The following is a 23,693-nucleotide window of genomic DNA, read 5'->3' as shown; positions in this document are numbered from 1 at the left end:
AGCAACAAGCCGGCGCCGCGAGCGGGGCCGGCGCCATGTCGGCCGGCTACGGCTGGCTGGCGCTGGAAGACGGCCGTTGGGCGGCATCGTCGGTGCCGTCCAAGTCAGCGCCGTCGCCGCCTTCCCCGTTGTCTGCCCCATCCGCGCCATCCGCCAACAAGCGCAACGCATCCGCTTCAGGCAGCGCTTCAACGTTCCGCAGGTTTTTCAGCATGGCGCGGGTACGCACTTCCGTCTGGCCGATCTTGTTGCTGGCCGTGTCCAGCGTCTTCTTCACGCTGGCCAGCGCGTCGCCAAACTTGCCGAATTCGGTTTTGACGGCGCGCAGCACCTGCCACACCTCGGACGAGCGCTGCTCGATCGCCAACGTGCGAAAGCCCATCTGCAAGCTGTTCAGCAGCGCCGCCAGGTTGCTGGGACCGGCGACGTTGATGCGCAGGTCGTGCAGCTTGTCCAGCAAGCCGGGGCGGCGCAGCACCTCGGCGTACAGGCTTTCCGTGGGCAGAAACATGATGGCGAAGTCCGTCGTATGCGGCGGCGACACGTATTTACCGGCAATCAGCCGCGCTTGCAGTTCCACGGCGCGGCCCAACGCGGCGCCCGCGGCCTTCACGCCTTCCGCGTCGGCCGCGTCCTGCGCATCCATCAGGCGTTCGTATTCTTCCTTGGGAAATTTGGCGTCGATCGGCAACCAGACGGGCTCGCCGCCATCGCCACGACCCGGCAAGCGGATGGCGAATTCGACCACCGCGTCGCTGCCCGGCACCGGCTTGATGTTGCTGGCGTATTGGTCGGGCGTCATGTTGTCTTCGATCAGCCGGGCCAACTGCACTTCACCCCAGGTGCCGCGCGACTTCACGTTGGTCAGCACGCGTTTCAGATCGCCCACGCCGGCGGCCAGGGCCTGCATTTCGCCCAGCCCCTTATGCACGGCTTCCAGGCGGTCGGACACCAGCTTGAAGGATTCGCCCAGGCGCTGCTCCAGCGTGGCGTGCAGTTTTTCGTCCACGGTGCGACGCATCTCGTCCAGCTTGGCGCTGTTGTCGGTTTGCAGGGATTGCAGGCGCTGGTCGACGGTGGCGCGCACCTCCATCAGGCGGCGTTCGTTGATCTGGATCAGCCCTTGCAACTGCTCGCCAAAGCCGGCCGCGAAACGGGCCAGCGACTCGGCCGATTCGGCGCGCGCGGCCTGCGCGTCGCGCGCCAGGCCGGCGCGCAGTTCGCCCTGCGACTGCCCCAGTTCCACTCGCAACGCGCGGGTCGACTCCGAAAATTCGCTGCGCAGGCCACGCTGGCCTTCCGCGATATCCGCGCGCAGCGCGCGTTCGGTTCTTTCCAGGCCTTCCAGCAGCGCATCCAGCCGCGCATGATCGGCCGACGGCCGCAGCCACGCCAACAAGGCCGCCACACAAGCCAGCACCGCGCCACCCGCGGCGACCCAAAGCAGAATGTCATTCAAAACAGGCATCTCCAAAGGCGCAAATTGTAGGCCGCATCATCGTCGCGTTGTAACCAAACGACAAGCGGTGTCGCATGCCGCCCAACGCCACCGTCCCAACGGGATTAAACTTCCCGAACCCTGAACACAACGTTCGACCCAATTTGAATTCCGCCAACCCCTTCTCCGCTCAGTCCGGTTCAAGCTTCCAATCCGTATTCGGCCCCCTGGACCTGGATACGCAAAAGCCGCTGGTCACCGGCGGTGATCGCCACATTTTCCAGCACCCGAACTTTCCCGCCTTGCTCGTCAAGGTCATGGACATGCAGGCCCGAGCGGTCTACCTGGAAACGCGGCCGTTCAAACGTTGGTACAAGCAGTACCAGCGGGAAAGCGCCTACCGCGTCTACCTGAACGAGATTGCCGAATACGTCACCACCACGACGCGCCCATCGGGCGTCTGGCAGGTGCCGATGGCGCGCATTCTGGGCGTGGCGCAGACCTCGCTGGGCCTGGGGCTGGTCGTCGAGAAAATCACGGACGCCGACGGCAATATGGCGCCCACCGTGGCGGACCTGGCCAGGCAAGGCCGCGTGGACGCCAAGTTTTTCGAGCAGCTGGACGAATTCTTCGACGACCTGGCCGACGCGCACGTCGTGCTGCACGACATATCGGCCAGCAATATCGCCTGTGGCCTGAACGCCGATGGCAAACCGGGCATGTATCTGGTGGACGGCTTCGGCGTGTTGCCGCTGGTGCCGGTCTACGCGTGGAGCAAAAGCCTTAACCGCAAGCGCATCGCCCGCAAGTACGGAAGAATGCGCAAGTCGTTGCAGGCGCGCATCGAGGCGGCAAACAAAGCCCGGGCCGCCTCGGGCACCCCAAACGCCTAGCGCACTCCGGCCGTTCCGGCCGTTCCGGGCATTCCGGGCGCTTCGGGCAGCACGATGCCCTGGCGATCCACCCACACATAGTCATGGCCGGCGCGCTGGCCCCGTCGCAACGGGTTGCGCGTGCAGAACGCGGCGTACGCCGGGTCCACAAAACGGTAATGCAGATGTTCGTCGCGCCCCGGCGGAATGCCCAGGCGCGTGGTGCAGATCAGCGCGTCGGGCGAATCGCCCACGTCTTGCACATACAACGCATCGGGATCAAACCGGCGCGCATCCCATTGCGGCACCTTCAGCCCCAACGACCGGCACAACAGCGTCTGCCCTGCGCACAGCCGCGATGGCGGGCGAGGCTGGCCTTGCGCATCGGGGTTCAACGCCTGCATCCGGGCCAGCGCGTCCGGGCCGGATAGTGCGTCCGTCCAGGGATACCCGGACTTGATCAGCACGGCGTTGCCCGGCCCCCCGGCGCTGAAATTGAGCGAATCGCCGCCCCGCGCGTAATACATATAGATGACGCCCCCGTCCATGAAGAGCGCGCGGCGTTTGTGGGTGTAGCCCAGGGACGCGTGGCTGCCCTTTTCTTCCAGGTAGTAAGCCTCGGTTTCAATGATGCGCACCGACAGCCACAGCCCGTCAACCCGATGGCGGATGACCTTGCCCAACAGTTCACGCGCCAGCGTGCAGGCATCGCGGTCAAAAAACGCATCGGGCAGCGCCTGGCCGGCGCCGCGCGATACCGAGCTGGGGGAAGCCGACTTTGCAGCCGTCATCACAAGCCGCCTGGCGTCAGGCGAAGCGCTCGCCGTAGCGCTTTTCGCTGAAGCCCACGGTGACTTCGCCGTCGGGTGTCACGGTGACGGGGCGGCGCACCAGCGCCGGGTATTCGGCGATCAGGTCGCTCCACTGCTTGTCGGTATGGGCCGACTTGCGGTCTTCCGGCAAGTTGCGCCACGTCATCGACGAACGGTTGACCAGCTTTTCCCAGCCGCCGACCTGCTCGGACCACGATTTCAGCGTGGCCGCATCCACGGGGTTATCCCGGTAGTCCACAAAGGCGTGGTCAACGCCATGTTCGGACAGCCAGTCGCGCGCCTTGACGCAGGTGCTGCATTTGGTCAGGCCATACAGGGTGGTTTGCTTCATTTGGATTCAGACTCCTTGCGCCATTGCAGGCGGTTGGCCAGGATCACGCACGTGCCCACGGCCAGGATGAACAAGGTGGCCAGCGCGTTGATCTCGGGCTTGAGCCCCAGCCGCACCCGCGAAAACACTTCCATCGGCAGCGTGCTGGAGCTGGGGCCGGACAGGAACGAGGCCAGCACCACGTCGTCCAGCGACAGCGTGAAAGACAGCAGCCAGGCCGACGCCAACGCCGGTGCGATCAAGGGCAGCGTGATCTTGAAAAACACGGTGATGGGGGTGGCGCCAAGATCCAGCGCGGCCTCTTCCAACGAACGGTCCAGGTCGCGAATACGGGTCTGGATGACCACGGCCACGAACGCCATGCACAGCGTCACATGTCCGACCCAGATGGTGAACACGCCGTTTTCCGACGGCCATCCCAGGCTGCCGCGCAGCTCCACGAACATCAGCAGCAGCGAAATGCCCAGCACGACTTCGGGTATGACAAGCGGGGCGCTCAACATGCCAACGTACAGCGCAAAGCCGCGAAACCGCCCCATGCGGCCCAGCACGTAGCCGGCCCACGTGCCGATGATGACGGCGGCGGTGGCCGTCATCGCGGCGATGCGAAACGACAGCCACGCCGCGCGCAGCAGCGCATCGTCATTGGCCAGCGCGTGATACCAGCGGAAAGAAAAGCCTGCCCACGACGTGACGGTGGGCGACTCGTTGAACGAGAACACCATCAGGCTGATGATGGGCACGTACAGGAAGAAATATCCCAGCCCCAGCACCACGGCGCGCAACGTTTTGTTGGGGCCCTTCATTTGCGGCCTCCGTTGGCCAGTTCCTGCTGCTTGACCTGGTTGTACTGGAAGACGACCAGCGGCACGAGCAAGAGCAACACCATCACGCAGGTCACCGCGGACGCCATCGGCCAATCGGCGTTGTTGAAGAATTCGTTCCACATGACGCGGCCCATCATCAGCGTATTGGCGCCACCCAGCATTTCAGGAATGACGTATTCGCCCACCGCAGGAATGAACACCAGCATGGCGCCGGCGATGACACCCTGGCGCGACAGCGGCACGGTGATTTGCCAGAACGCCTGCCACGGCTTGGCGCCCAGGTCGTAAGCGGCTTCGAGCAGGCGCAGGTCCATCTTCACCAGCGTGGCGTACAGCGGCAGGATGAAGAACGGCAGATACGCATAGACCATGCCGATATACACCGCCACATCGGTGCGATAGATTTCCAGCGGGCTGGAAATGATGCCCAGGCTTTGCAGCAGGTTGTTCAACAGCCCGTCGTTGCGCAGGATGCCGACCCAGGCGTAAACGCGCAGCAGCAGCGACGTCCAGAACGGCAGGATCACGCCCAGCAACAGCAGGTTGCGCACGCGCGGCGAAGAGCGCGCGATGTAATAGGCAATGGGGTAGCCGATCAGCACGCAGATCAGCGTGGTGATGCCGGCGATCTTGACCGAGCTGAGGTAGGTCTTGAAATACAGGCTGTCGGTGAACAACAGGATGTAGCCGCGCAGGTGCAGGCTGAACTGCACGGCTTCATCCTGGAATTCAGCCAGCGACGTATACGGCGGAATACCGAATTTGACTTCGGCAAAGCTGATCTTCAATACCAGCAGGAAGGGCAGCAGCAGGAACAGCACCAGCCAGGCAAACGGCGGCACCACCGCCAGCGCCCGGCCCGACGGCAACCAGTCGCGGGGCGAAAAACGAATCATGACGCCAGCACCGTCGCGCTGTCGGCGCCCCAGCTGACGAAGATTTCTTCGTCGATACCCGGGGCGTCCATCTGGGCCAGCAGCAGGCTGGGCACGCTGGCCTCAACCGTCTTGCCGGAATCCAGCCGGATCTGATACAGCGCGTAGCTGCCCATCCAGGCCATGTGGCTGACCATGCCGTGGGCCCAGTTGTATTCGCCGTCGGGTTGGTCGCGCGAGACCAGCAGGCGCTCGGGCCGGATGGACACGTGCACTTCCATGCCCAGCGGTTCGCTGACGCCGTGGTTCACGAAGAGCGGCCGCGTCAGCTCGGCGCATTCGATGGCGACGTGGTCGGGTTCGTCCACCACGATGGTGCCGGTGAACATATTGGTCGACCCGATGAAGCTGGCCACGAAACGCGAATTCGGAAAGGCGTAGACATCCTGCGGCGTGCCGCACTGGACGATCTGGCCTTCGGTCATGACGGCCAGGCGGTGCGCCATGGTCATGGCTTCTTCCTGGTCGTGCGTGACCATGATGCAGGTCACGCCCACCTGCTCAAGGATCTTCACCAGTTCAATCTGCGTCTTCTGGCGAATCTGCTTGTCCAGCGCGGACATCGGTTCGTCCAGCAACAACAGCTTGGGGCGCTTGACCAGACTGCGCGCCAGCGCCACGCGCTGCTGCTGGCCGCCGGACAGCTGGTGCGGCTTGCGGCGCGAATAGCCGGCCATCTGGACCAGGTCCAGCGCTTCGAACACGCGGTCGTGGATTTCGGCGCGGTCCACGCCTTCCTGCTTCAGCCCGAACGCCACGTTGGCCTCGACCGTCATGTGCGGGAACAACGCGTACGACTGGAACATCATGTTCACGGGCCGGCGGTAAGGCGGCACGCTGGTGATGTCCTCGCCGTCCAGCAGGATCTGACCCGAGGTGGCGTCCTCGAAACCGGCCAGCATGCGCAGCAAGGTCGACTTGCCGCTGCCGGAGCTTCCCAGCAGCGCGAAGATCTCGTTGCGCTTGACGGACAGGTTGACGGAACGCACGGCGACCACATCGCCAAAAATCTTGACCACATCGGACACCCGGACGAATTCGTCCGGGTCCACCGTATGCGGCGCCGAGTAACGGCTATCGCTCATGACTTATCTTCCAGACTTCAGCTCGGACCACATCCGGTTTTGCAGGCGTTGAATGTTCAAGGGCAGCGCCTTGATCACATACAAGGTCTTGGAGACCTCGGCCGGCGGATAGATCATGGGGTTCTCGGCCACGTCTTTCACCACGTACTGCCGCGCCTCTTTATTGGCGTTGGGGTAGAACATGGTGTTGGTGATGGCAGCGTGCACCTTCGGCGTTTCGATGTAGTTGATGAACGCCAGGGCCTCTTCGGGATGCGGCGCATCCTTGGGGATGACCATCAGGTCGAACCACGCGGGCGCGCCGCCCTTGGGGATGAAGTAGTTCACTTCATACGACTTCTTGGCTTCTTGCGCGCGCTTGCGGGAAATCATCACGTCGCCCGAAAACCCGTAGACCATGCACAGGTCGCCCACGGCAAGTTCGTCGATATAGCCCGACGAACTGAACTGGCGGATGTACGGGCGGATCTGCTTGAGCACGTCCAGCGCGGCCTTGTAGTCGTCCGCGTTGGTGCTGTTGGGGTCTTTGCCCAGGTACTTGAGCACGGCGGGGAACACCTGCGCTGCTTCGTCCAGCATCGAGATGCCGCACTCTTTCAGCTTGGCGGCGTTCTCGGGCTTGAAGATCATGTCCCAGTTGGCCAGGTCGACGTTGTCGCCCATGATCTGCTTGACCTTGGTGACGTTGTAGCCCAGGCCATTGGTGCCGTAGCCCCACGGAATGGCGTACTGGTTGCCGGGATCGACGGAGGCGACCAGCGCCATCACTTCGGGGTCCAGGTATTTCCAGTTGGGGATCTTGGACTTGTCCAGCTTCTGGAACAGCCCGGCCTCGATCTGGCGCGAGGCGTAATGGGTGGACGGTACAACGACGTCGTAACCGGACTTGCCGGCAAGCAGCTTGGCTTGCAGCGTGTCGTTGCTGTCGTAGACGTCATAGCGGACCTTGATGCCGGTTTCTTTTTCGAAACCCGGAATCGTGTCCGGCGCCGTGTACTCGGCCCAGTTGTAGACGTTGACGACCTTGTTCTGCGCGACCGCCGACGATGCCGATGCCGCGACCAACACCGCCCCAAGCGCCCAGCGCATTCCCGCCCTTAGTTCCATTACATGCCCCTTGCCGTATGCCGTGTATGTCAGGACTACCAAAAGGCGAAATGATAAAGCTTTTTAGCGATGACCTGCCCAACTTTACCGGCGAGTTCGCGCAATTAGCGGCCGACCGCGGGCGGGGCCAAGCCCTGGGTCAGGGCTGCACGCCCACGCCCCAGGCGGTCCAGTAGCTGTCGCGCAATTTCATCCAGTAGCGGTCGCCCTCTTCGCCGGCCACCTTGACGAGTGATCGGCGCAGGCGATCCAGGTTGCCCTGGCGCTGGCGCTCGAACAGGGCGCCCTGCGTGCCACGGTCGAAGTCGATCAGCCAGACCTGGTTGTCGGCGCCGATCAGGATGTTGAACGCATTGAGGTCCGCGTGCCAGACGCCCGCGCGATGCATGCGCACGATGGCCTGCCCGACGGCGCCCCACAGCGGCTCGGCCAGCGCATGGGCCAGGGGCCGCACGCCGGGGATGCGTTCCACGATGATGGCCGCGCGGTAGATGGGGCCCTGGCGCCAGTAGGCGGCGGCAAGCGGCGCGGGCACGGCCAGGCCCTGGGCGCGCATCGCGGCCAGCAGGCGGAATTCGCGGAAGCTGCGGGTGCGGTCTTCGCCGTTCCAGAGGTAAGCGTCGCGGCTGATGCGGGCGATCATGCCGCCGCGTCGGTAGCGCCGCAACACGCCCTGCCAGCCCTGCCCTTGCACGAACCAGGCTGCCTGGCGGCCGCCCGCGTCCACGGGCCGGGCGCGGTCGCCATAGTGGCCGGGGTTGAAGATGTCGGGCCCGGTGTTGCCCAGGCGCGCGTCGCTCAGCATGGCGCCGGCCAGCGGCGCGGGCCAGGCCTGGCGCACCGCGCCCGAGCGTGCGCCATCAGCCTTCACGATTGCGCATCCAGTCAGCCACGCCGTAGAACGATTCCAGCAGCCGCTCCACCAGCGCCGGGTCGATGCCCTGGTCTTCCATGGCGCGCCCGATGCACGTCACCCACTGGTCGCGTTCGACCTGGCCGATGGAAAACGGCAGGTGGCGCGCGCGCAAACGGGGGTGGCCGAAGCGTTCGATGTAATGGTCGGGGCCACCGAAATAGCCGCAGAGGAACCAGAACAGCTTGTTGCGGGCCTCGTCCAGGCTGGGGCCGTGCGCGGCGCGCAGTTCTTTCAGGTCAGGCTCCATGTCCATCAGGTCATAGAAGCGGTCGACCAGCGCGCGCACACCGGGTTCGCCACCCAGAAGGTCAAAGATACTGCGGGAATTTTCCACGGGTTCGCTAATGGTATGGACTCGGGTTGTCATCAGGTTTCTCGAAGGGTGACCAGCGGCGGTGTGCGCAACACGCCGCGCAGGGCCAGGGCGCCGCCGGCCCAGGCGCCCAGCATGCCTGCCCCGATGCCGGCCAGCCACGGCCACAGGCTCAGGGTAATGGTGAAGTCAAACACCTGGGTCGACAGCGCCCAGGCAATGGCGGTGGCGCCAGCGGCCGCCAACAGGCCGGCCAAGCCGCCCACGGCCCACAGCTCGATACGCTGCGACCGGGCCAGTTGCGAGCGCGTGGCGCCCAGCGCGCGCAGCACCGCCGCTTCCCGCATGCGCTCGTCGCGCGTGGCCGTCAGCGCGGCCGACAGCACCAGCACGCCCGCGGCCAGCGTGAACAGGAACAGCAGTTGCACGGCCTTGCCCACTTCGTTCAGCACGGATTGCAGCTGTTGCAGGATGGCGCCCACGTCGAACACGGTCAGGTTGGGAAACTGGCGCACCAGGGCGGGCAGCACGGCCGCTTTGTCGGGCGGCAGGTAAAAAGAGGTGATCCAGCTTTGGGGCATGTCGGCCAGCGCCGAGGGGGTCAGGATGGCGAAAAAGTTGACGCGCATCGTATCCCAATCCACCCGCCGGGTGCTGGTGACGGCGGCTTGGACCTGCTGGCCGGCCACGTCAAAGGTCATCTTGTCGCCCAGTTTCAGGCCCAGCGACTTGGCCAGTCCGGATTCCAGCGAGACCTCGGAAGCGCCTGGCTTCAGCCAGCGGCCTTGCTCGATCTTGTTGGACGACGGCATCTGGTCGCCGTACGACAGGTTGAATTCGCGGTCCACCAGGCGCTTGGCGCGCGGTTCTTCGTAGTCGTCCGGGCCGACCGGCTTGCCGTTGATGGCGATCAGCCGCCCGCGCACCATCGGTGACAGCGTGATGCCGCCCAGGCCTTCGCGGGTCAGCGCGTCGGTGACGGGCTGGCGCTGGTCGGGCTGCACGTTGATCAGGAAACGATTGGGCGCATCCGCCGGCATCGTGCGCTGCCAGCCCTGGATCAGGTCGGTGCGCGTCATGGTCAAGAGCAGCAGCGCCATCAGGCCCACCGCCAGCGCGCACACCTGCGTGATCGTCGCGGCGCGACGGCGCACCACGCCCGCCAGCGCAAAGCGCAGCGCGGGCAGGCCCGAGGCCAATCCGCGCACACGCGCCAGGCCCAGGATGCACAGCCAGGCCACCAGCGCGAACACGGCAAAGGCGCCCAGGAAGCCCCCGGCCACCACGGCGCCCAGCTTTGCATCGCCCGCGAACCACCAGATCAGCAAGGCGAAGCCGACCGCGCCCACCGCGTAGCCGACCGCGCTGCGGGCGCTGAGCGTGTCCGCGTCGCGGCGCAGCACCCGGGCGGGCGGCACATGGCGCAGCTGCGCCAGCGCGGGCAAGGCAAAACCCAGCAACAGCAACAGGCCCGTCAGCACCCCTTGCAACGCGGGTATCGCGGACGGCGCGGGCAGGCGCGTGTCGATCAGTGAGCCCAGCAGCATCACCAGCACCTGGTGCACGGCAAAGCCCAGCAGGCAACCCGCCGCCGACGCAAACAGGCCCACCAGCGCGAACTCCAGCGTCAGCATGCGCGAGACCTGCGATTGCACCGCCCCCAGGCAGCGCATGACGGCGATGCCGTCCCGGTGCCGCGTCATGTAGCGGCCGGCCGCCAGCGCGACAGCCACGGCCGAAATCAGCACCGCCAGCAGGGCGACCAGCGACAGAAAGCGCTGCGCGCGGTCCAGCGTGCGGCGCACTTCAGGCCGGCCCGATTCCAGCGTGGCCACTTTCTGGCCGCGCTTGATGTTCTGGTTCAGCCAGGTGGCATAACCGGCCACGGCGTCCGGCTGGCCGGCCACCAGCATGGCGTAGCCGATGCGGCTGCCGGGCGCGATCAGGCCCGTGGCGGGCAGGTCGCTGGCGCGCAGCAGCACGCGCGGGGCCACGTTGACGAACTGCATGCCACGATCCGGCTCGTACGTGATGACGCGGTCCACGCGCAGATGGGCGTCGCCCACGTTCAGCGTGTCGCCCACTTTCAGGTTCAACAGGGCCAGCAACTGGGCATCGACCCACACCGCGCCCTGGGGCGGGATGTCGCGAGTGGGCGCGTCCGGCGCGAACGGGGCGTTGGCCACGCGCAACGCGCCGCGCAGCGGGTAGCCGGGTTCCACGGCCTTGAGCGCGGCCAGCTGGGCGCCGTCGCCCGCCCCCACCATGGACGGAAACTGCCAGGTGCTGGACAGCGTCAGGCCCCGTTCGCGCGCCTGGTCCAGAAACGCGGCAGGCACGGGCTCGTCGGCGTCCAGCACCAGGTCGGCGCCCAGCATCTGGCCCGCATCGCGTTCCAGCGCCCGGCCGACGCGGTCGGCCAGAAAGCCCACGCTGGTCACGGCGGCCACGGCCACCACCAGGGCCAGCACCAACAGGCGCAGTTCGCCCGCCCGGGCGTCGCGCATCATCATCCTGGCGCCCAGGCGCAGGGTGGACCAGAAACCGGGGCGCTTGGCCTGTGACATATCAGGGAAATCCATCATTCATCAATGTTAAAAACCGCTTATTGGCCGTCCGAATCCCGATATCATCCCGGGGCGGGCGGCAACGCCGCCCATAAAGATACCTAATACCGGAGAAGACAATGCGTAAATCCTGGCTTGCGGCCACGATTCTGGCCGCCTGCGCGGCCGCCACCTCCCTGCCCTCGGCAGCCCAGACCACCCTGAAGATGGCCTACGCCCTGTCGACCTCGTCGCACTACGGCGCGGGCGCCGACGCCATGGCCAAGTCCATCGAGGCCTCGTCGAACGGAAAATACAAAGTACAGCAATTCGCCAACAGCGCGCTGGGCGGCGAACGCGAAGTGATCGAAGGCTTGCAGATCGGCACGATCGACCTGGCCATCGTTTCGACAGGGGCCACCCTGAACTTTGTTCCCGAGACGGGGGTTTTCGATATCCCCTTCCTGCTGCGCGACCTGCAACACGCGCGCGCCGTGCTGGACAGCAAGATCGGCCAGGACATGCTGGCCAAGTTTCCCAGCCGCGGCATCATTGCCCTGGCCTGGGGCGAGCAGGGCTTTCGCCATCTGACCAACAACGTGCGCCCGGTCAAGACCCCGGCCGACGCCAAGGGCCTGAAGATCCGTACCACGGAAAACCCGATCCACATCACGGCTTTCCGCCAGATCGGCATCCTGCCCACGCCCATGGCCTGGCCCGAAGTGGCCACCGCCTTGCAGCAAGGCACCATCGACGGCCAGGAAAACCCGTTGTCGGTCATCACGTCGGCCAAGCTGTCGCAAATGCAGAAGTACCTGTCGCTGACCGGCCACGTGTACGGCCCGGCGCTGGTGCTGATGTCGGCCAACGTCTATGACGGCCTGTCGGCCGCCGACAAGGCCAATTTCGACAAGGCCGGCAAGGAATCCGCCATGGCCATGCGCGCCTACGTGGACAACATCGAGAAAACCGGCGTTGAACAGCTGAAGAAAGAAGGCATGCAAGTGTCCGAAGTGGACCGCGCCGCCTTTGCCGCCGCCGTCGAGCCCGCCTACCCCGAGTACTACAAGAAGTTCGACAAGAAGCTGATCGACGCGATCCGCGACACCAAGTAAGCGGCGCGCGCCCCGTGCGGGCGCGGCGCCATCAGGCGGCGGGATGCTGATCCCGCCGCCTGCCGTTTTCCACCCTGTGCGTATCACGCCATCGGGATTCATCATGCGTTTGCTCTGCGCTTTCGACCGCGGCCTGTTCAAGCTGGTCTCGGTTCTTGCCCAACTTCTGCTGGTAGCCGCCGCGGCTGCCGCCTTCTACCAGGTCATTGCCCGCTTCGTCCTGCATTCGCCCGCCGACTGGAGCGAGGTGCTGACCCGCGCCCTGCTGATCTGGACCGTGCTGTTGGGCGTGGCGCTGGCCTTTCGCCACGGCGCGATGATCAGCGTTGAACTGCTGCGCAACCTGCTGGGCGGCGCCAAGCGCCGCGTGCTGGAAACCGTGATCGGCCTGATCTGCGCAAGCTTCCTGGGCTTTTTGGCCTGGATCGGCGGCAACATGACCTATCGCGTGCGCTTCCAGACGGTGCCCAGCCTGGACATCTCGATTTCCTGGATCTACCTGGCGATTCCCGTGGGCGCCACGCTGGCCGCCATCGCCGTGCTGGCCCGCTGGTGCGCCGGCGAAGAAGACGACGTGCCCGTGCGCAACGACGCACAAGGCTAAGCCGCCCCCATCGAACCTACGCAGCAGATATCGCCATGTCCCAATTAATGATTGTCTCGATGCTGATCTTCTTCGGGCTGTCCGTACCGGTCGCCGTGTCGATCGGCCTGGCCAGCCTGGCGGGCGTCGGCAGCTCCGGCCTGCCCTGGGTGGTGGTTGCCCAGCAGCTGTACGCCGCGCTGGACAAGTACCCGCTGGTCGCCATTCCCTTCTTCATCCTGGCCGGCAACCTGATGGAAGCCGGCGGCATTTCCGAGCGCATGGTGGAATTTGCCAAGAGCGTGGTGGGCGGCATCCAGGGCGGCCTGGCCTGCACCTGCGTGCTGACCTGCATGATCTTCGCGGCGGTGGCCGGCTCCAGCGTGGCGACCACCTTCGCCGTGGGCGCCATCCTGATCCCCGCCATGGTCCGGCACGGCTACCCGGCGCCGTTTGCCGCGTCGCTACAAGCCAGCGCGGCCGAATTAGGCGTGATCATTCCGCCGTCGATCCCGATGATTCTGTACGCCGTGTCCACCGACACATCCACCGGCGAACTGTTCATTGCCGGCGTGATGCCCGGCATCCTGATCGGCCTGGCGCTGATGTTCTACGTGTGGTTCTACGCCAAGCGCAACAACCTGGGCAAGCGCGACGGCGAAGGCCGCCTGCCGCTGTGGCCCGCGTTCAAGAGCGCCTGGCTGGCGCTGATGATGCCCGTCATCATCCTGGGCGGCATCTACGGCGGCGTGTTCACGCCGACCGAAGCGTCGGTGGTGGCCGTGATGTATGCGGTGGTGGTCGGCAAGTTCATTTACCGCCGCCTGAGCTTCAAGCAGCTGTCCGTTACGCTGCACAAATCCGTGGTGTCCACGGCCGTGATCATGTTCGTGATCGCCAACGCGGGCGTGTTCAGCTTCCTGCTCAATCGCGCCGGCATTCCGGATGCGCTGGGCACGTGGCTGTCGCAGATCTTCGAAACCAAGTTCTCGTTCCTGATGGGCGTGAATGCCGCGCTGTTCCTGATCGGGATGTTCATCGAGACGTCGGCGTCCATCGTCGTGCTGGCCCCGTTGCTGCTCCCCGTGGCGCTGAAGTTTGGCGTGGAACCGGTGCACTTCGGCATCATCATGGTGGTCAACCTGGCGCTGGGCATGATCACCCCGCCCTTCGGCGTGAACCTGTTCGCCGCCTGCGCGGTGGCCAAGCTGCCGCTGGAGCGGATAGTCAAGCCGCTGATTCCGTTCGTGGGCGTGGTGATCGTCTGCTTGCTGGTGATTACGTATTGGCCGGGCCTGTCGCTGAGTCTGCGCGACCTGGTCTACGCGAAGTAAAAAAAGGCGGGGTTACCGCCATCACCGCCCATCACCGCCCATCACCGCAGCGTGCGTGATGGGCGGGTCCTTCAGGCCGCCACCGCGCGTTCCCAGCGCACCGCGTGGCAGCGCAATTGCCGGCCACCGGTTTGCCGGCCACCGGTTTGCCGGCCACCGGTTTGCGTCCCCCCCGTTTGCGTGACCTGCGGCGCTTCGCTGCGGCATTCATCGCGCGCCTCCGGGCATCGCGGATGAAACGTACAGCCCGACGGCGGCCGGATCGGGTTGGGCACCTCGCCACCCATGGGTTCACGGTCGCGGCGGGGCTCGTCCAGGTCGGGAATCGTGTCCAGCAGCATCCGCGTGTAGGGATGCCGCGGCGATTCGAACAATTGATCGGCCGGCGCCTGCTCAACGATTCTGCCCAGGTACATCACCGCCACGCTGTCGGACACGTGCCGCACCACCGACAGGTTGTGGCTGATGAACACATACGTCAGGCCGAATTCCTTTTGCAGGTCGCCCATCAGGTTCAGGATTTGCGCCTGCACCGACACGTCCAGCGCCGAGGTCGGCTCATCGCACACCAGGAATTCCGCCTGGGTCGCCAGCGCCCGTGCAATCGAAATGCGCTGGCGCTGCCCGCCTGAGAACTCGTGCGGAAAGCGGCTGGCGTCACTGGCGGACAGGCCCACCAGCTCCAGCAGTTCGTCCACGCGTCGGCGCGTGTCGGCGGGCGTGCGGCGCAGGCCCAGGGTGATGATGGGTTCAGCCACGATGTTGCCGACGCGCCAGCGCGGGTTCAGGCTGGCGTAGGGATCTTGAAAAATCATTTGCGGATACAGCACGCCGCCCGCCCGGTTGCGCCCGTATTGCAGCGTGCCGCGCGTGGGCGCGACCAAGCCGACCAGCAGCTTGGCCAACGTGGATTTGCCGCAGCCAGATTCCCCAACGATGCTCAGGGTCGTGCCGCGCGGCACCGCCAGCGACACGCCATCCACCGCCTTCAACGTCTGCATGGGCTGGCGCGACAGCGTGCGTTCCAGCCAGGGTGGCGACACGTCGAACCAGCAGGCCAGGTCGTCGGCCCGCAACAGCACATCATCGTTACGCGGCATGGGCCACTCCTTCCTGGTGCAGCCAGCAGGCGCTGACGGTAGCGCCCGAAGGCGAAGCGGCCAGGGGCGGCCGGGAGTGGGCACAGCGCGGCCCGGCGGACGCGCAACGCGGGTGAAACGCACAGCCATCGGGCATGGCGTGCAGGCGCGGCATGGCGCCGTCGATCTGGTTCAAGCGGGCGGCTCGATGGCGCAGGCCCGGAATGGCGTTCATCAAGCCTTGCGTATAGGGGTGCCCGGGCCGACGCAGCACGTCCAGCACCGGCCCGATCTCGACGATGCGGCCGGCATACATCACCGCCACGCGGTCGGCGGTTTCCGCGATCACGCCCATGTCGTGCGTAACCAGCAGCACAGCCGTGCCCTGCTCGCGGCACAGCCGGCGCAGCAGCGCCGTGATCTGCGCCTGCACCGACACGTCAAGCGCGGTGGTGGGTTCGTCCGCGATGATGAGCTTGGGGCGCGCGGCCAGGGCCAGCGCGATCACCACGCGCTGGCGCATGCCGCCCGAGAACTGGTGAGGATAGTGGTCGATGCGCTTGTCGGCCGCCGGAATGCCCACCGCCAGCAGCAGCTCCAGCGCGCGGGCGCGGGCGGCCGGGGCGGACACCTTGTCGTGATGGCGGATGGTTTCGATCAGTTGGTCACCCACCGTGAACAGCGGGTGCAGGCTGGTCAGCGGGTCTTGAAAAATCGCGCCGATTTCTTTGCCACGCAAACGCTGCCGCGCCTTGGCTGGCAGGTTGTCGATGCGCTTGCCCGCCAGCAGGATTTCTCCGGCGCCCAGGCGGCCGGGCGGCTCCAGCAGGCCGATCACCGCCATGCCGGTCAAGGACTTGCCCGCGCCGGACTCGCCCACCATGCCCAGGATTTCGCCGGGCTGAATGTCAAAGCTGATGTCGCGCGTGGCCACCAGCGTGCCGTGGCGCGTGGGAAATTCCACCGACAGGCCGCGCACCGACAAGGTCGGCACGCCGACCGGCGCGGCGTTAAGGTCGATTGCCATCATGACGGGCTCCTGCTCCTTGCGGGACGCGGATAGCTGGAAGAGAAAATCTGCTGCACCGGGGGATGGCCCCAGGTGCGGTCGGGGTAGCGCGCAACCAGGCCGTCGAATTGCCGCTGTGCCTGCTCTTGCGCCAGGCGCGCGTCAAAGCCGGGAATGCGCCCGTCCACCATGACGAAACGCCCGTCGATGATCACTTGCGACACATCGCGGCCGCTGCCGCTGATCATCAGCGTCTGGATCGGGTCGATCATCTGGCCGTTGCGGTCATGCGAAAAATCGAAGACGGCGATGTCCGCCTTGGCTCCCACGGCCAGGCGGCCCAGGTCCGGCCGACCCAAGGCATCCGCGCCGCCGACGGTGGCAGCGTCGTAGTAGTCTTCGGCGCGCACGGCTTCGGTGGACCCTTCGAGCACGCGGCACAGCATCATGCCCACCTGCATGTTCTGCACCATGTCCGGCGGCCACGTGTCGGTGCCCATGCCGACGTTGATACCCAGCCTGCGATAACGCGCAAACGAGTCCAGCGTGGCGCCGTGCCGCGCCGACACCAGCGGACAGTGCACGATGCTGGCGCCCGCATCGCGGATGATGTCCAGGTCATTCCCGGGGCGAGCAATGTGACGCGAACCCGAGACATAGGTGCCATGCGGCAGCAAGGCGCGCGGCGACAGGAAGCCCAGGCTTTGCAACCATTCCGGCGGACTCATGCCGTGCTGTTCCAGCACCAGGTCGTATTCCAGGCGTGACTGGCAGCAATGCAGCCGGATGGGGATATCGCGTTCTTGCGCGGCTTGCGCCGATGCGCGCAGCAGGTCCGGCGTGCAGGTTTCGATACGGTCCGGCGCCAGCATGGCGCGCACCCGGCCGTTGTGACGTCCGTCGATCTCATCGCAGAACGCAACGGCGTCGGCCAGCCCCGCCATGCCGCGCGCCTCGTCGTAATGGCAGCGGATCTTGCCGTCGGCATCCACATAGGTGTGCCCGCTGCGGTAGGCCGGCCCCAGGTACACGCGCAGGCCAAGTTCGCCCGCCGCGTTGGCGGCCAACAGGAATTCGTCGCGCGTTTCGCCCCACACGCGGTAGAACAGCGACGCAATCGGCAAGGCGGTGGTGATGCCGTTGCGGATCAGCTGCGCAAACGCGTAGCGTTTCTGAAAGGCCAGTTCGGCGGGCGTGTACATCTCGTACGGCCCCTTCTGCATGTACGTCTCGGGCCAGATACGACCTTTGCGCCAGGCGGGTGAATTGTCGAAACCCAGGATGGTCGTGTCCAGGTCCGACAAGGCATCCAGGTCCACGAAGCCGGGGCCGATCACCGCGCGGCCGTAGTCATGGCGGCGCGCAACGCTGCCCGGATAGCGATGGCCCACGTAGACGATGCGGTCGCCGTCGAACACGACTTCGCCGTTCTCGTAGAGGCAATGGCGGCCGTTTTCATGGCCGACCACCCAGCGCGCGGTCAAGAGGATGGGGCCTTCCCTGTTGGGCATCATCGCGGACATCATCGGAGGCATCATGGCGCGCTCGCCAAGGCGCGTCCGTCGCGCGCCACCACGTGGCCGCGCTTGACGACCAGCTTGCGTACGGGCCGGGCCACGATGGCCTCGGCCACGGTCTCGGCATCGACCAGCACAAAGTCGGCATGGCAGCCCGGCGCCAGGCCATAGTCCTGCAACTGCATCACGCGCGCATTGCCGTAAGTGGCTACGTCCAGCGCCATCGCCAGTTCGTCGTCGCGCCGGAAGTTGTTGCGCAGGCCCACCAGCATGGTGCGCTCCAGCATGTCGGGCTTGCCGTACGGGCCCCAGGTATCGCGCATGCCGTCGTTGCCGGTGCAGACGGTGACGCCGGCCTGGCGCAGCCGCGCCACATTGGGCACCGGCCGCGACGCGGACCCGGTGGTCATGATGTGGATGCCGGCGGCCAGCAGCCCGTCCGTCAGCGCTTGCACCGCCTGCGTGTCCGGCATTCCCAGGCAGAACGAATGCGACAAGGTGACCTTGCCCTGCATGCCCAGCGCCAACACGCGGTCGATCGTCATCTGCATCGAAAACGCCCCCAGCTCGCCGGCCTCGTGCAGGTGGATGTCGATTGGCTTGCCATGCTTGTCGGCCAGCCCGAAGATGGCATCCAGGTGACCCTTGGGATCGCGGTCCATGCCCGCCGGGTCCAGCCCGCCCACCACCTCCGCGCCCATGCGCAGCGCCTCGTCCATCAGCGCCAGCGTGCCGGGCCGGATCAGCAGTCCGCTTTGCGGAAAGGCCACCAGTTCCACGTCGATCTGGTCGCGGTACTGCTCGCGCGCGCGCATCACGCCTTCGATGGCGCCCAGGCCGATGTCGGTGTCCACGTCCACATGGCTGCGGATGTGGCTGGTGCCGTCGGCAATCGACATCACCAGCTGCCGCGCCGATTGCCGATACGGGTCGATGCCCAGGCGCTTCTTTTCAGCGCGCTCGTTCTCGATCTTGTCGATCAGGCGCGGGCCGACCTCGTTGCGATACCAGGGCATGCCGTACATCGTCTTGTCCAGATGCGCGTGGGCGTCGATCAGCCCCGGCAGCATCAGCGCACCGCCCCCGTCCACCACCGGCACGCCTGAGGGCGCCTCAGCCCCCAGCGCGTGGATGCGGCCGTCCTTGACCAGCACCGTGGTGATCTCGCCACCCGCCGGGCGGACGTGGGTGTACAGCGTTGCGTTTTCCATGCTTGACCTCTATTGAAGATTGCGCCGTCAGCGCAGACGGGGATTGAGCGCGTCGCGCAGCCAATCGCCCAGCAGGTTCACCACCAGCACGATCAGGCTCAGATACAGCGCGGGGAACACCACCACCCACCACTGCCCCGAAAACAGGAACTGGTTGCCCAGCCGGATCAGCGTGCCCAGCGACGGTTCGGTAGGCGGCATGCCCACGCCCAGGAAGCTCAGCGTGGCCTCGATCAGCACGGCCAGCCCCAGGTTCAGCGTGGCCGTCACCATGACGGGGGTCAGCGTGTTGGGCAGGATGTGCGTGAGCATGATGCGCAGCGAACTGACCCGGATCAGCCGGGCCGCCTGCACATATTCCTTGCCACGCTCGACCAGCGCGGACGCCCGCACCGTGCGCGCGTACTGCACCCAGTTGGTCATGGAGATGGCCAGGATGAGGATTACGGCGGACAAGGTTTCGCGCAGGCCCGGCGGCAGCAGTTGGCGGAACACCGCGGTCACCAGAATGGCGACCAGAATGGTGGGAATACTGAGCAGCGTGTCGCCCACGCGCATCAAGGCGTTGTCGACCCAACCGCCGAAATAGCCCGCCGCCAGGCCCACAAGCAAGCCGATGGCCAGCGACAGCACCACCGTGGCCAGCCCGATCGCCAGCGACATGCGCGAGCCATACAGAATGGCCGACCACACATCGCGGCCCTGCGTGTCGGTGCCCAACAGGAACTGCGGGTCGGCCCCTTCCACCCAGAACGGCGGCAGCTCGGCGTTCAACAGATCCAGCTGCGCCAGGTCATAAGGATTTTGCGGCGCGATCCACGGCGCGAACACCGCCAGCAACACCACCACCAACAGCACGATGCCCGCGCCCATTGCCACATAATCGTGCCGCAGGCTCCACCACAAATCGCTTTGCAAAAAGCGCGACAGCCGGCTGCGCGCACCGCCCGAATACGGCGTAGAGAAAGGTTTAGTGGCCACTGGCGCCTCCTTTGACGTGCTGGCTGCGCAGGCGCGGATCGACCACGCCGTACATCATGTCCACCAACGTGTTCAGCGCCACGAAGATGAAGGACACGATCACCAGATAGGCGGCCATGACGGGAATGTCCACGAACATGACCGATTGGATGAACAGCAAGCCCATGCCCGGCCACTGGAACACGGTTTCGGTAATCAACGCGAAAGCGATCAGGTTGCCGATCTGCATGCCCGTCACGGTAATGACCGGCATCAGGCAGTTGCGCAGCGCCAGCCGAAAATGCACGATGCGATCCGGCAGGCCGCGAGCGCGCGCGAACTTGATGAATTCCGTGCGCAGCGTCTCCAGCATTTCGGCCCGCACCAGCCGCATGATCAATGTGATCTGGAACAGCGCCAGGGTGATCGACGGCAGCACCAGCGCGGCGCGGCCGGACGGCGTCAACAAGCCCGTTGACCACCCGCCGATCTTCACCGTGTCGCCCCGCCCGAAGCCCGGCAGCCAGCCCAGCTGCACCGAAAAAATCAGGATCAGCATGATGCCGACGACGAAGCTGGGCAACGAGATACCCAGGATGGACACGAACTGCAAGGCCTGCGCCATGCGTGACTTGCGATAGATGGCCGTCAGCACGCCCAGCGGCACGCCGATCGCAAGCGACAGCAGCGTGGCCATCATCACCAGTTCGAACGTGGCCGGGAAACGTTCGGCCACCAGCGCGAACACGTCTTGCTGGTTGCGGTAAGAAATGCCGAATTCGCCTTGCGCGGCGTTGGTGACGAAGTGCACGAACTGCATGCCCACCGACGCGTTCAAGCCCAGGCGTTCGCGCAGCTCGTCGCGCTGGGTTTGCGAAGCCTGCTCGTTAAGCATCATGTCGACGGGATCGCCGACAAAACGAAATATCACGAAGGCCAGCAACGCCACCGCCAGCATCACGCCGACTGCGTTAAAGACCCGTCTAACAATGAATGCCAGCATGTGCGGCCTCCTTCAGACCCGATGTCGGACTGTTGCAACCGCCGCCCTCGACCGGGGCGCGGCGGTCGCATGAACAGCTCGTGCTACTGCATGCGCACCGTCCACAGCCGCGCCTTGTTGTCCGGCATTTGCAGCACGTCGCCCACCTTGTCGCCCACGGCCCAGGCCATGGGCTGCTGGTGAAGCGGCAGGAAGCGCACATCGCCATGCAGCGTCTGCAACACTTCGGCCATCATCTTGATGCGCTTGTCGCGGTCCATCTCGGCGGCGGCCGCGTCGATCTTCGCGTCCAATGCCGGGTCGCCCCACTGCCCCCAGTTGAAGACGCCCGCCGGGCCGGTGCGGCTATGCATCACTTGCAGCAGGATCGACAGCGCATCGATCTGCGGCTCGTTGGCCCAGCCGTGGATGGTGATGTCGAACTCGCCACGCGAGCGCTTGGGGTTCTGCAACGACCGCGGCCCGCTGGCCAGCGACGCCTTGACGCCAATACGCGCCCACATCGACGCGGCGGCCTGACACAGTTCTTCTTCGTTCACGAACATGTCGTTCGAACACAGCAGCGACAAGGTGAAGCCGTCGGGGTAGCCGGCATCGGCCAACAACTTCTTGGCCTTGGCCGCATCGAACGGCAGGCGCTCTTCCTGCTTGATGTCGTAGCCGGGAATGGACGGGGCCACCAGCGCGCCGGTGGTGCGCGACAGGCCGCGCATGACGCGCTTTTGCAGCAGATCGGGCGACAGCGCCATGTACAGCGCCTGGCGCACGCGCAGGTCTTTCAGCGGATTCTTGTCGTTGATGTTCGAGCCGACCAGCTTGTCGCCCAGGTTCATGCCGAAGTACAGCGTGCGCAATTCCGTCGCCGCCAGCACCTTCACGTTGGACGCGGCGCGCAGGCGGTCCAGGTCTTGCAGCGGCGCGTTTTCGGTGAAGTTGATGTCGCCGGAAAGCAGCGCGGCCACGCGCGTGGGCGCCGACGCGATGGGCGTGAATTCGATGCGGTCCAGATTGTGGCGGGGCTTGTCCCACCAGTCTTTGTTCACGACCAGCACGGTGCGGGTATCGGGCCGGTATGACTCCACCTTGAAGGGGCCGGTGCCGTTGGCGTTGTGCGTGGCATAGCCTTCGATCTTCTTGGCGGCGTCGGTCGGACGCGTGCTGTTGTTATCGACCAGCCATTGGCGGTTGAAGATGAAGATATTGGTCAGGTCGTTGAGCATCAGCGGGTACGGATGCGTCATTTCGATGTCGACGGTCAGGTCGTCTACACGGCGCACGGCCTTGAACGCCGGCAGATTGCCCTTTAGCGGCGAGGCCTCGTCCGACACGCGCGTCATCGACGCCACGACGTCGTCCGCCGAAAAGGGCGCGCCGTTGTGGAACTTGACCCCCGGGCGCAGCTTGAAGCGCAGCACCGTGGGCGACACGGATTCCCAGGATTCGGCCAGCGCGGGCGTGATGTTGAACTTGTCGTCGTAGCGGATCAACGCTTCGTACACATGGTTCAGGAAAGCCAGGTTGAAGGTGCTGCCGTAGGAATACGGGTCCAGCGAATCCAGGTCGCGCGCGGCGCCCCACTTAAGCGTGTTGGCGGCCGAAGCCCCCGTGATGGCCGAAAGCGCGATCACCGCGCCGGCGGTCCATTTAAGCAACGTTTTCATGGCTGCAACTCTCCCTTGTCTATCGGGTTGATACCCGGTTTGATGTCGCCGGGTCGGGCCCGGCGCGGTAGGCATGGCGATCGGACCCGGCGGGGTCAGTTCAATGCGCACAAGCGCTGCGCGCGGTCCAGCGAGGCCAGGGCCAGCATTTGGGCCAGCGCGGCGCGATAGGAATCGATGATTGGAACGAGGGGCCGGCGCGGCAGCACCGGCAGGTAACCGGCCAGGGCGGCCCCGGCCACGATGACCACGTCGGCGCCCTGCGCCACCGCGGCTTCCAGCGCCAGGCTGACTTGCGCGGCGGATTCGGGCGAGCGCGACACGTAATCCAGCGCGTTGCCGGGCAAGGCGATGATGGCGGCGCAGCGGGCTTCCAGGCCTAGTTGGCGGATCTGTTCGCGCAACATGCCGGGCCAGCGCTGCCCAACGGTGACGATGGCGTAGCGGTCGCCGCGCTGCATGGCGGCCATGATCGACGCTTCGGCCATGCCCACGACGGGCACGTTCAGGCATTCGCGCACGGCGCCGATGCCGGGTTCGCCGAAACAGGCCAACAGGCAGGCATCGAACGGCGCTTCGGCCCGGGCCACTTCCTGCTCCACGGTTTCCAGCACGGCATGCGCGGCCACGGCGGCCTCGACGCGGCTGGCGATATAGGCGGGTCCGAACACGGCGGTGACGGCGTGTATGTGGGCCGCGCCATCGAAAAACGTGCGCGCCTGGGCGGCCAGGCTGCGGGTCAAGTCGGCCGTGGTGTTGCCGTTGACCACCAGCAGGCGGTATGGCGTGAAGGCGGGCCGGTCGACGGTGACGGCGTGGGGCATGGCGGGCATTGCTGGCATTGCTGGCATCAAACAACCTCGGCGGTTTGTATACAAACAATCCGTACGGATTCGTTCAACGAATTCCGTTTCGTATAAATGTTTGTATACGATTTATGCCGACAATGTACGCGCTTGAAATCTGGCTTCAAGCTATCGCTAACCCTTAGCGGGCGTTGTAGTATGCTTGCCCACAC

General features: G+C 65.5%; 22 protein-coding genes. 4 read left to right on the top strand and 18 right to left on the bottom strand.

All coding sequences use genetic code 11. From position 1 onward, the window contains the following. Window positions 1-46 precede the first annotated feature (46 nt). Window positions 47-1,468 (bottom strand): DNA recombination protein RmuC, encoded by a 1,422-nt coding sequence (locus AC6LJY_RS18845; protein WP_498136538.1) that lies wholly within the window; start codon window positions 1,466-1,468, stop codon window positions 47-49. 134 nt (window positions 1,469-1,602) lie between these two features. On the opposite strand from AC6LJY_RS18845, the gene AC6LJY_RS18840 reads away from it, so the two are divergent. Then, entirely contained in the window at window positions 1,603-2,331 is a 729-nt protein-coding gene (locus tag AC6LJY_RS18840; protein ID WP_485803898.1) for a PhoP regulatory network YrbL family protein, read from the top strand. Here the strand turns inward: AC6LJY_RS18840 and AC6LJY_RS18835 are convergent. From AC6LJY_RS18835 to AC6LJY_RS18795, 9 genes are all read right to left on the bottom strand, one after another. Beyond that, window positions 2,328-3,101: a DNA-3-methyladenine glycosylase gene (locus AC6LJY_RS18835; RefSeq protein WP_498136537.1), complete on the bottom strand. Its 774-nt coding sequence runs from the start codon at window positions 3,099-3,101 to the stop codon at window positions 2,328-2,330. The two genes, AC6LJY_RS18840 and AC6LJY_RS18835, sit on opposite strands and share 4 nt — an antisense overlap. A 16-nt stretch (window positions 3,102-3,117) precedes the next feature. Beyond that, on the bottom strand, window positions 3,118-3,474 hold the full coding sequence (locus tag AC6LJY_RS18830) for a Spx/MgsR family RNA polymerase-binding regulatory protein (RefSeq protein ID WP_104143290.1): 357 nt from the start codon (window positions 3,472-3,474) through the stop codon (window positions 3,118-3,120). Continuing rightward, window positions 3,471-4,280: an ABC transporter permease subunit gene (locus AC6LJY_RS18825; RefSeq protein ID WP_046805472.1), complete on the bottom strand. Its 810-nt coding sequence runs from the start codon at window positions 4,278-4,280 to the stop codon at window positions 3,471-3,473. Before AC6LJY_RS18825 ends, AC6LJY_RS18830 begins: the two co-directional genes overlap by 4 nt. After that, the gene (locus tag AC6LJY_RS18820; RefSeq protein WP_054428121.1) at window positions 4,277-5,197 is read right to left on the bottom strand and encodes an ABC transporter permease subunit; all 921 of its coding nucleotides are present in this window, start codon (window positions 5,195-5,197) and stop codon (window positions 4,277-4,279) included. Before AC6LJY_RS18820 ends, AC6LJY_RS18825 begins: the two co-directional genes overlap by 4 nt. Continuing rightward, window positions 5,194-6,321 carry an ABC transporter ATP-binding protein gene (locus tag AC6LJY_RS18815; RefSeq protein ID WP_046805474.1) on the bottom strand — a complete coding sequence of 376 codons (1,128 nt, stop codon included), beginning with the start codon at window positions 6,319-6,321 and terminating at the stop codon, window positions 5,194-5,196. The genes AC6LJY_RS18820 and AC6LJY_RS18815 overlap by 4 nt, the downstream gene beginning before the upstream one ends. 3 nt (window positions 6,322-6,324) lie before the next feature. Then, window positions 6,325-7,428, bottom strand: coding sequence for a polyamine ABC transporter substrate-binding protein (locus tag AC6LJY_RS18810; protein ID WP_046805475.1), 1,104 nt, complete (start codon window positions 7,426-7,428; stop codon window positions 6,325-6,327). Window positions 7,429-7,567: 139 nt separating this feature from the next. Next, window positions 7,568-8,299 (bottom strand): 3-deoxy-D-manno-octulosonic acid kinase, encoded by a 732-nt coding sequence (locus AC6LJY_RS18805; protein ID WP_498136536.1) that lies wholly within the window; start codon window positions 8,297-8,299, stop codon window positions 7,568-7,570. Further along, on the bottom strand, window positions 8,289-8,711 hold the full coding sequence (locus AC6LJY_RS18800; protein WP_082134514.1) for a group II truncated hemoglobin: 423 nt from the start codon (window positions 8,709-8,711) through the stop codon (window positions 8,289-8,291). The genes AC6LJY_RS18805 and AC6LJY_RS18800 overlap by 11 nt, the downstream gene beginning before the upstream one ends. After that, window positions 8,711-11,242 carry an ABC transporter permease gene (locus AC6LJY_RS18795; protein ID WP_498136535.1) on the bottom strand — a complete coding sequence of 844 codons (2,532 nt, stop codon included), beginning with the start codon at window positions 11,240-11,242 and terminating at the stop codon, window positions 8,711-8,713. Before AC6LJY_RS18795 ends, AC6LJY_RS18800 begins: the two co-directional genes overlap by 1 nt. A gap of 101 nt (window positions 11,243-11,343) precedes the next feature. Here AC6LJY_RS18795 and AC6LJY_RS18790 point away from each other — a divergent pair, with 101 nt between their 5' ends. From AC6LJY_RS18790 to AC6LJY_RS18780, 3 genes are all read left to right on the top strand, one after another. Continuing rightward, a complete protein-coding gene (locus tag AC6LJY_RS18790) occupies window positions 11,344-12,318 on the top strand; it encodes a TRAP transporter substrate-binding protein (protein ID WP_046805478.1) in 975 nt (324 codons plus the stop codon). 103 nt (window positions 12,319-12,421) lie between these two features. After that, window positions 12,422-12,922 carry a TRAP transporter small permease gene (locus AC6LJY_RS18785; RefSeq protein WP_046805550.1) on the top strand — a complete coding sequence of 167 codons (501 nt, stop codon included), beginning with the start codon at window positions 12,422-12,424 and terminating at the stop codon, window positions 12,920-12,922. 35 nt (window positions 12,923-12,957) lie between these two features. Continuing rightward, window positions 12,958-14,235 (top strand): TRAP transporter large permease, encoded by a 1,278-nt coding sequence (locus AC6LJY_RS18780; RefSeq protein ID WP_046805479.1) that lies wholly within the window; start codon window positions 12,958-12,960, stop codon window positions 14,233-14,235. Between the two features lie 71 nt (window positions 14,236-14,306). On the opposite strand, the gene AC6LJY_RS18775 is transcribed toward AC6LJY_RS18780, so the two are convergent. From AC6LJY_RS18775 to AC6LJY_RS18740, 8 genes are all read right to left on the bottom strand, one after another. After that, window positions 14,307-15,335: an ABC transporter ATP-binding protein gene (locus tag AC6LJY_RS18775; RefSeq protein ID WP_498136534.1), complete on the bottom strand. Its 1,029-nt coding sequence runs from the start codon at window positions 15,333-15,335 to the stop codon at window positions 14,307-14,309. Further along, on the bottom strand, window positions 15,325-16,344 hold the full coding sequence (locus tag AC6LJY_RS18770) for an ABC transporter ATP-binding protein (RefSeq protein WP_498136533.1): 1,020 nt from the start codon (window positions 16,342-16,344) through the stop codon (window positions 15,325-15,327). Before AC6LJY_RS18770 ends, AC6LJY_RS18775 begins: the two co-directional genes overlap by 11 nt. Next, window positions 16,341-17,861, bottom strand: coding sequence for an amidohydrolase family protein (locus AC6LJY_RS18765; protein WP_498136532.1), 1,521 nt, complete (start codon window positions 17,859-17,861; stop codon window positions 16,341-16,343). The genes AC6LJY_RS18770 and AC6LJY_RS18765 overlap by 4 nt, the downstream gene beginning before the upstream one ends. Beyond that, window positions 17,858-19,051: an amidohydrolase family protein gene (locus AC6LJY_RS18760; RefSeq protein WP_498136531.1), complete on the bottom strand. Its 1,194-nt coding sequence runs from the start codon at window positions 19,049-19,051 to the stop codon at window positions 17,858-17,860. The genes AC6LJY_RS18765 and AC6LJY_RS18760 overlap by 4 nt, the downstream gene beginning before the upstream one ends. Before the next feature lie 27 nt (window positions 19,052-19,078). Continuing rightward, a complete protein-coding gene (locus tag AC6LJY_RS18755; RefSeq protein ID WP_052946039.1) occupies window positions 19,079-20,032 on the bottom strand; it encodes an ABC transporter permease in 954 nt (317 codons plus the stop codon). Continuing rightward, the gene (locus tag AC6LJY_RS18750; protein WP_046805483.1) at window positions 20,022-21,014 is read right to left on the bottom strand and encodes an ABC transporter permease; all 993 of its coding nucleotides are present in this window, start codon (window positions 21,012-21,014) and stop codon (window positions 20,022-20,024) included. The genes AC6LJY_RS18755 and AC6LJY_RS18750 overlap by 11 nt, the downstream gene beginning before the upstream one ends. 83 nt (window positions 21,015-21,097) lie before the next feature. Further along, a complete protein-coding gene (locus tag AC6LJY_RS18745; protein WP_498136530.1) occupies window positions 21,098-22,675 on the bottom strand; it encodes an ABC transporter substrate-binding protein in 1,578 nt (525 codons plus the stop codon). 95 nt (window positions 22,676-22,770) lie between these two features. Continuing rightward, on the bottom strand, window positions 22,771-23,508 hold the full coding sequence (locus AC6LJY_RS18740) for an aspartate/glutamate racemase family protein (RefSeq protein ID WP_498136529.1): 738 nt from the start codon (window positions 23,506-23,508) through the stop codon (window positions 22,771-22,773). Window positions 23,509-23,693 lie beyond the last annotated feature (185 nt).

This window comes from Achromobacter sp. RT286_PF (assembly GCF_059760425.1).
The sequence above is the reverse complement of the archived record's forward strand: the minus strand, read 5'-3'. Positions and strand labels throughout refer to the sequence as shown.

What these genes read in the sequence shown, in the direction of transcription:
- AC6LJY_RS18760 (WP_498136531.1), bottom strand. Translation starts at nt 19,051, where the DNA reads ATGGAAAACGCAACGCTGTACACCCACGTCCGCCCGGCGGGTGGCGAG.
- AC6LJY_RS18795 (WP_498136535.1), bottom strand. Translation starts at nt 11,242, where the DNA reads ATGATGGATTTCCCTGATATGTCACAGGCCAAGCGCCCCGGTTTCTGG.
- AC6LJY_RS18780 (WP_046805479.1), top strand. Translation starts at nt 12,958, where the DNA reads ATGTCCCAATTAATGATTGTCTCGATGCTGATCTTCTTCGGGCTGTCC.
- AC6LJY_RS18820 (WP_054428121.1), bottom strand. Translation starts at nt 5,197, where the DNA reads ATGATTCGTTTTTCGCCCCGCGACTGGTTGCCGTCGGGCCGGGCGCTG.
- AC6LJY_RS18775 (WP_498136534.1), bottom strand. Translation starts at nt 15,335, where the DNA reads ATGCCGCGTAACGATGATGTGCTGTTGCGGGCCGACGACCTGGCCTGC.
- AC6LJY_RS18800 (WP_082134514.1), bottom strand. Translation starts at nt 8,711, where the DNA reads ATGACAACCCGAGTCCATACCATTAGCGAACCCGTGGAAAATTCCCGC.
- AC6LJY_RS18740 (WP_498136529.1), bottom strand. Translation starts at nt 23,508, where the DNA reads ATGCCCGCCATGCCCCACGCCGTCACCGTCGACCGGCCCGCCTTCACG.
- AC6LJY_RS18790 (WP_046805478.1), top strand. Translation starts at nt 11,344, where the DNA reads ATGCGTAAATCCTGGCTTGCGGCCACGATTCTGGCCGCCTGCGCGGCC.
- AC6LJY_RS18765 (WP_498136532.1), bottom strand. Translation starts at nt 17,861, where the DNA reads ATGATGCCTCCGATGATGTCCGCGATGATGCCCAACAGGGAAGGCCCC.
- AC6LJY_RS18845 (WP_498136538.1), bottom strand. Translation starts at nt 1,468, where the DNA reads ATGCCTGTTTTGAATGACATTCTGCTTTGGGTCGCCGCGGGTGGCGCG.
- AC6LJY_RS18750 (WP_046805483.1), bottom strand. Translation starts at nt 21,014, where the DNA reads ATGCTGGCATTCATTGTTAGACGGGTCTTTAACGCAGTCGGCGTGATG.
- AC6LJY_RS18810 (WP_046805475.1), bottom strand. Translation starts at nt 7,428, where the DNA reads ATGGAACTAAGGGCGGGAATGCGCTGGGCGCTTGGGGCGGTGTTGGTC.
- AC6LJY_RS18815 (WP_046805474.1), bottom strand. Translation starts at nt 6,321, where the DNA reads ATGAGCGATAGCCGTTACTCGGCGCCGCATACGGTGGACCCGGACGAA.
- AC6LJY_RS18785 (WP_046805550.1), top strand. Translation starts at nt 12,422, where the DNA reads ATGCGTTTGCTCTGCGCTTTCGACCGCGGCCTGTTCAAGCTGGTCTCG.
- AC6LJY_RS18745 (WP_498136530.1), bottom strand. Translation starts at nt 22,675, where the DNA reads ATGAAAACGTTGCTTAAATGGACCGCCGGCGCGGTGATCGCGCTTTCG.
- AC6LJY_RS18830 (WP_104143290.1), bottom strand. Translation starts at nt 3,474, where the DNA reads ATGAAGCAAACCACCCTGTATGGCCTGACCAAATGCAGCACCTGCGTC.
- AC6LJY_RS18825 (WP_046805472.1), bottom strand. Translation starts at nt 4,280, where the DNA reads ATGAAGGGCCCCAACAAAACGTTGCGCGCCGTGGTGCTGGGGCTGGGA.
- AC6LJY_RS18770 (WP_498136533.1), bottom strand. Translation starts at nt 16,344, where the DNA reads ATGATGGCAATCGACCTTAACGCCGCGCCGGTCGGCGTGCCGACCTTG.
- AC6LJY_RS18835 (WP_498136537.1), bottom strand. Translation starts at nt 3,101, where the DNA reads ATGACGGCTGCAAAGTCGGCTTCCCCCAGCTCGGTATCGCGCGGCGCC.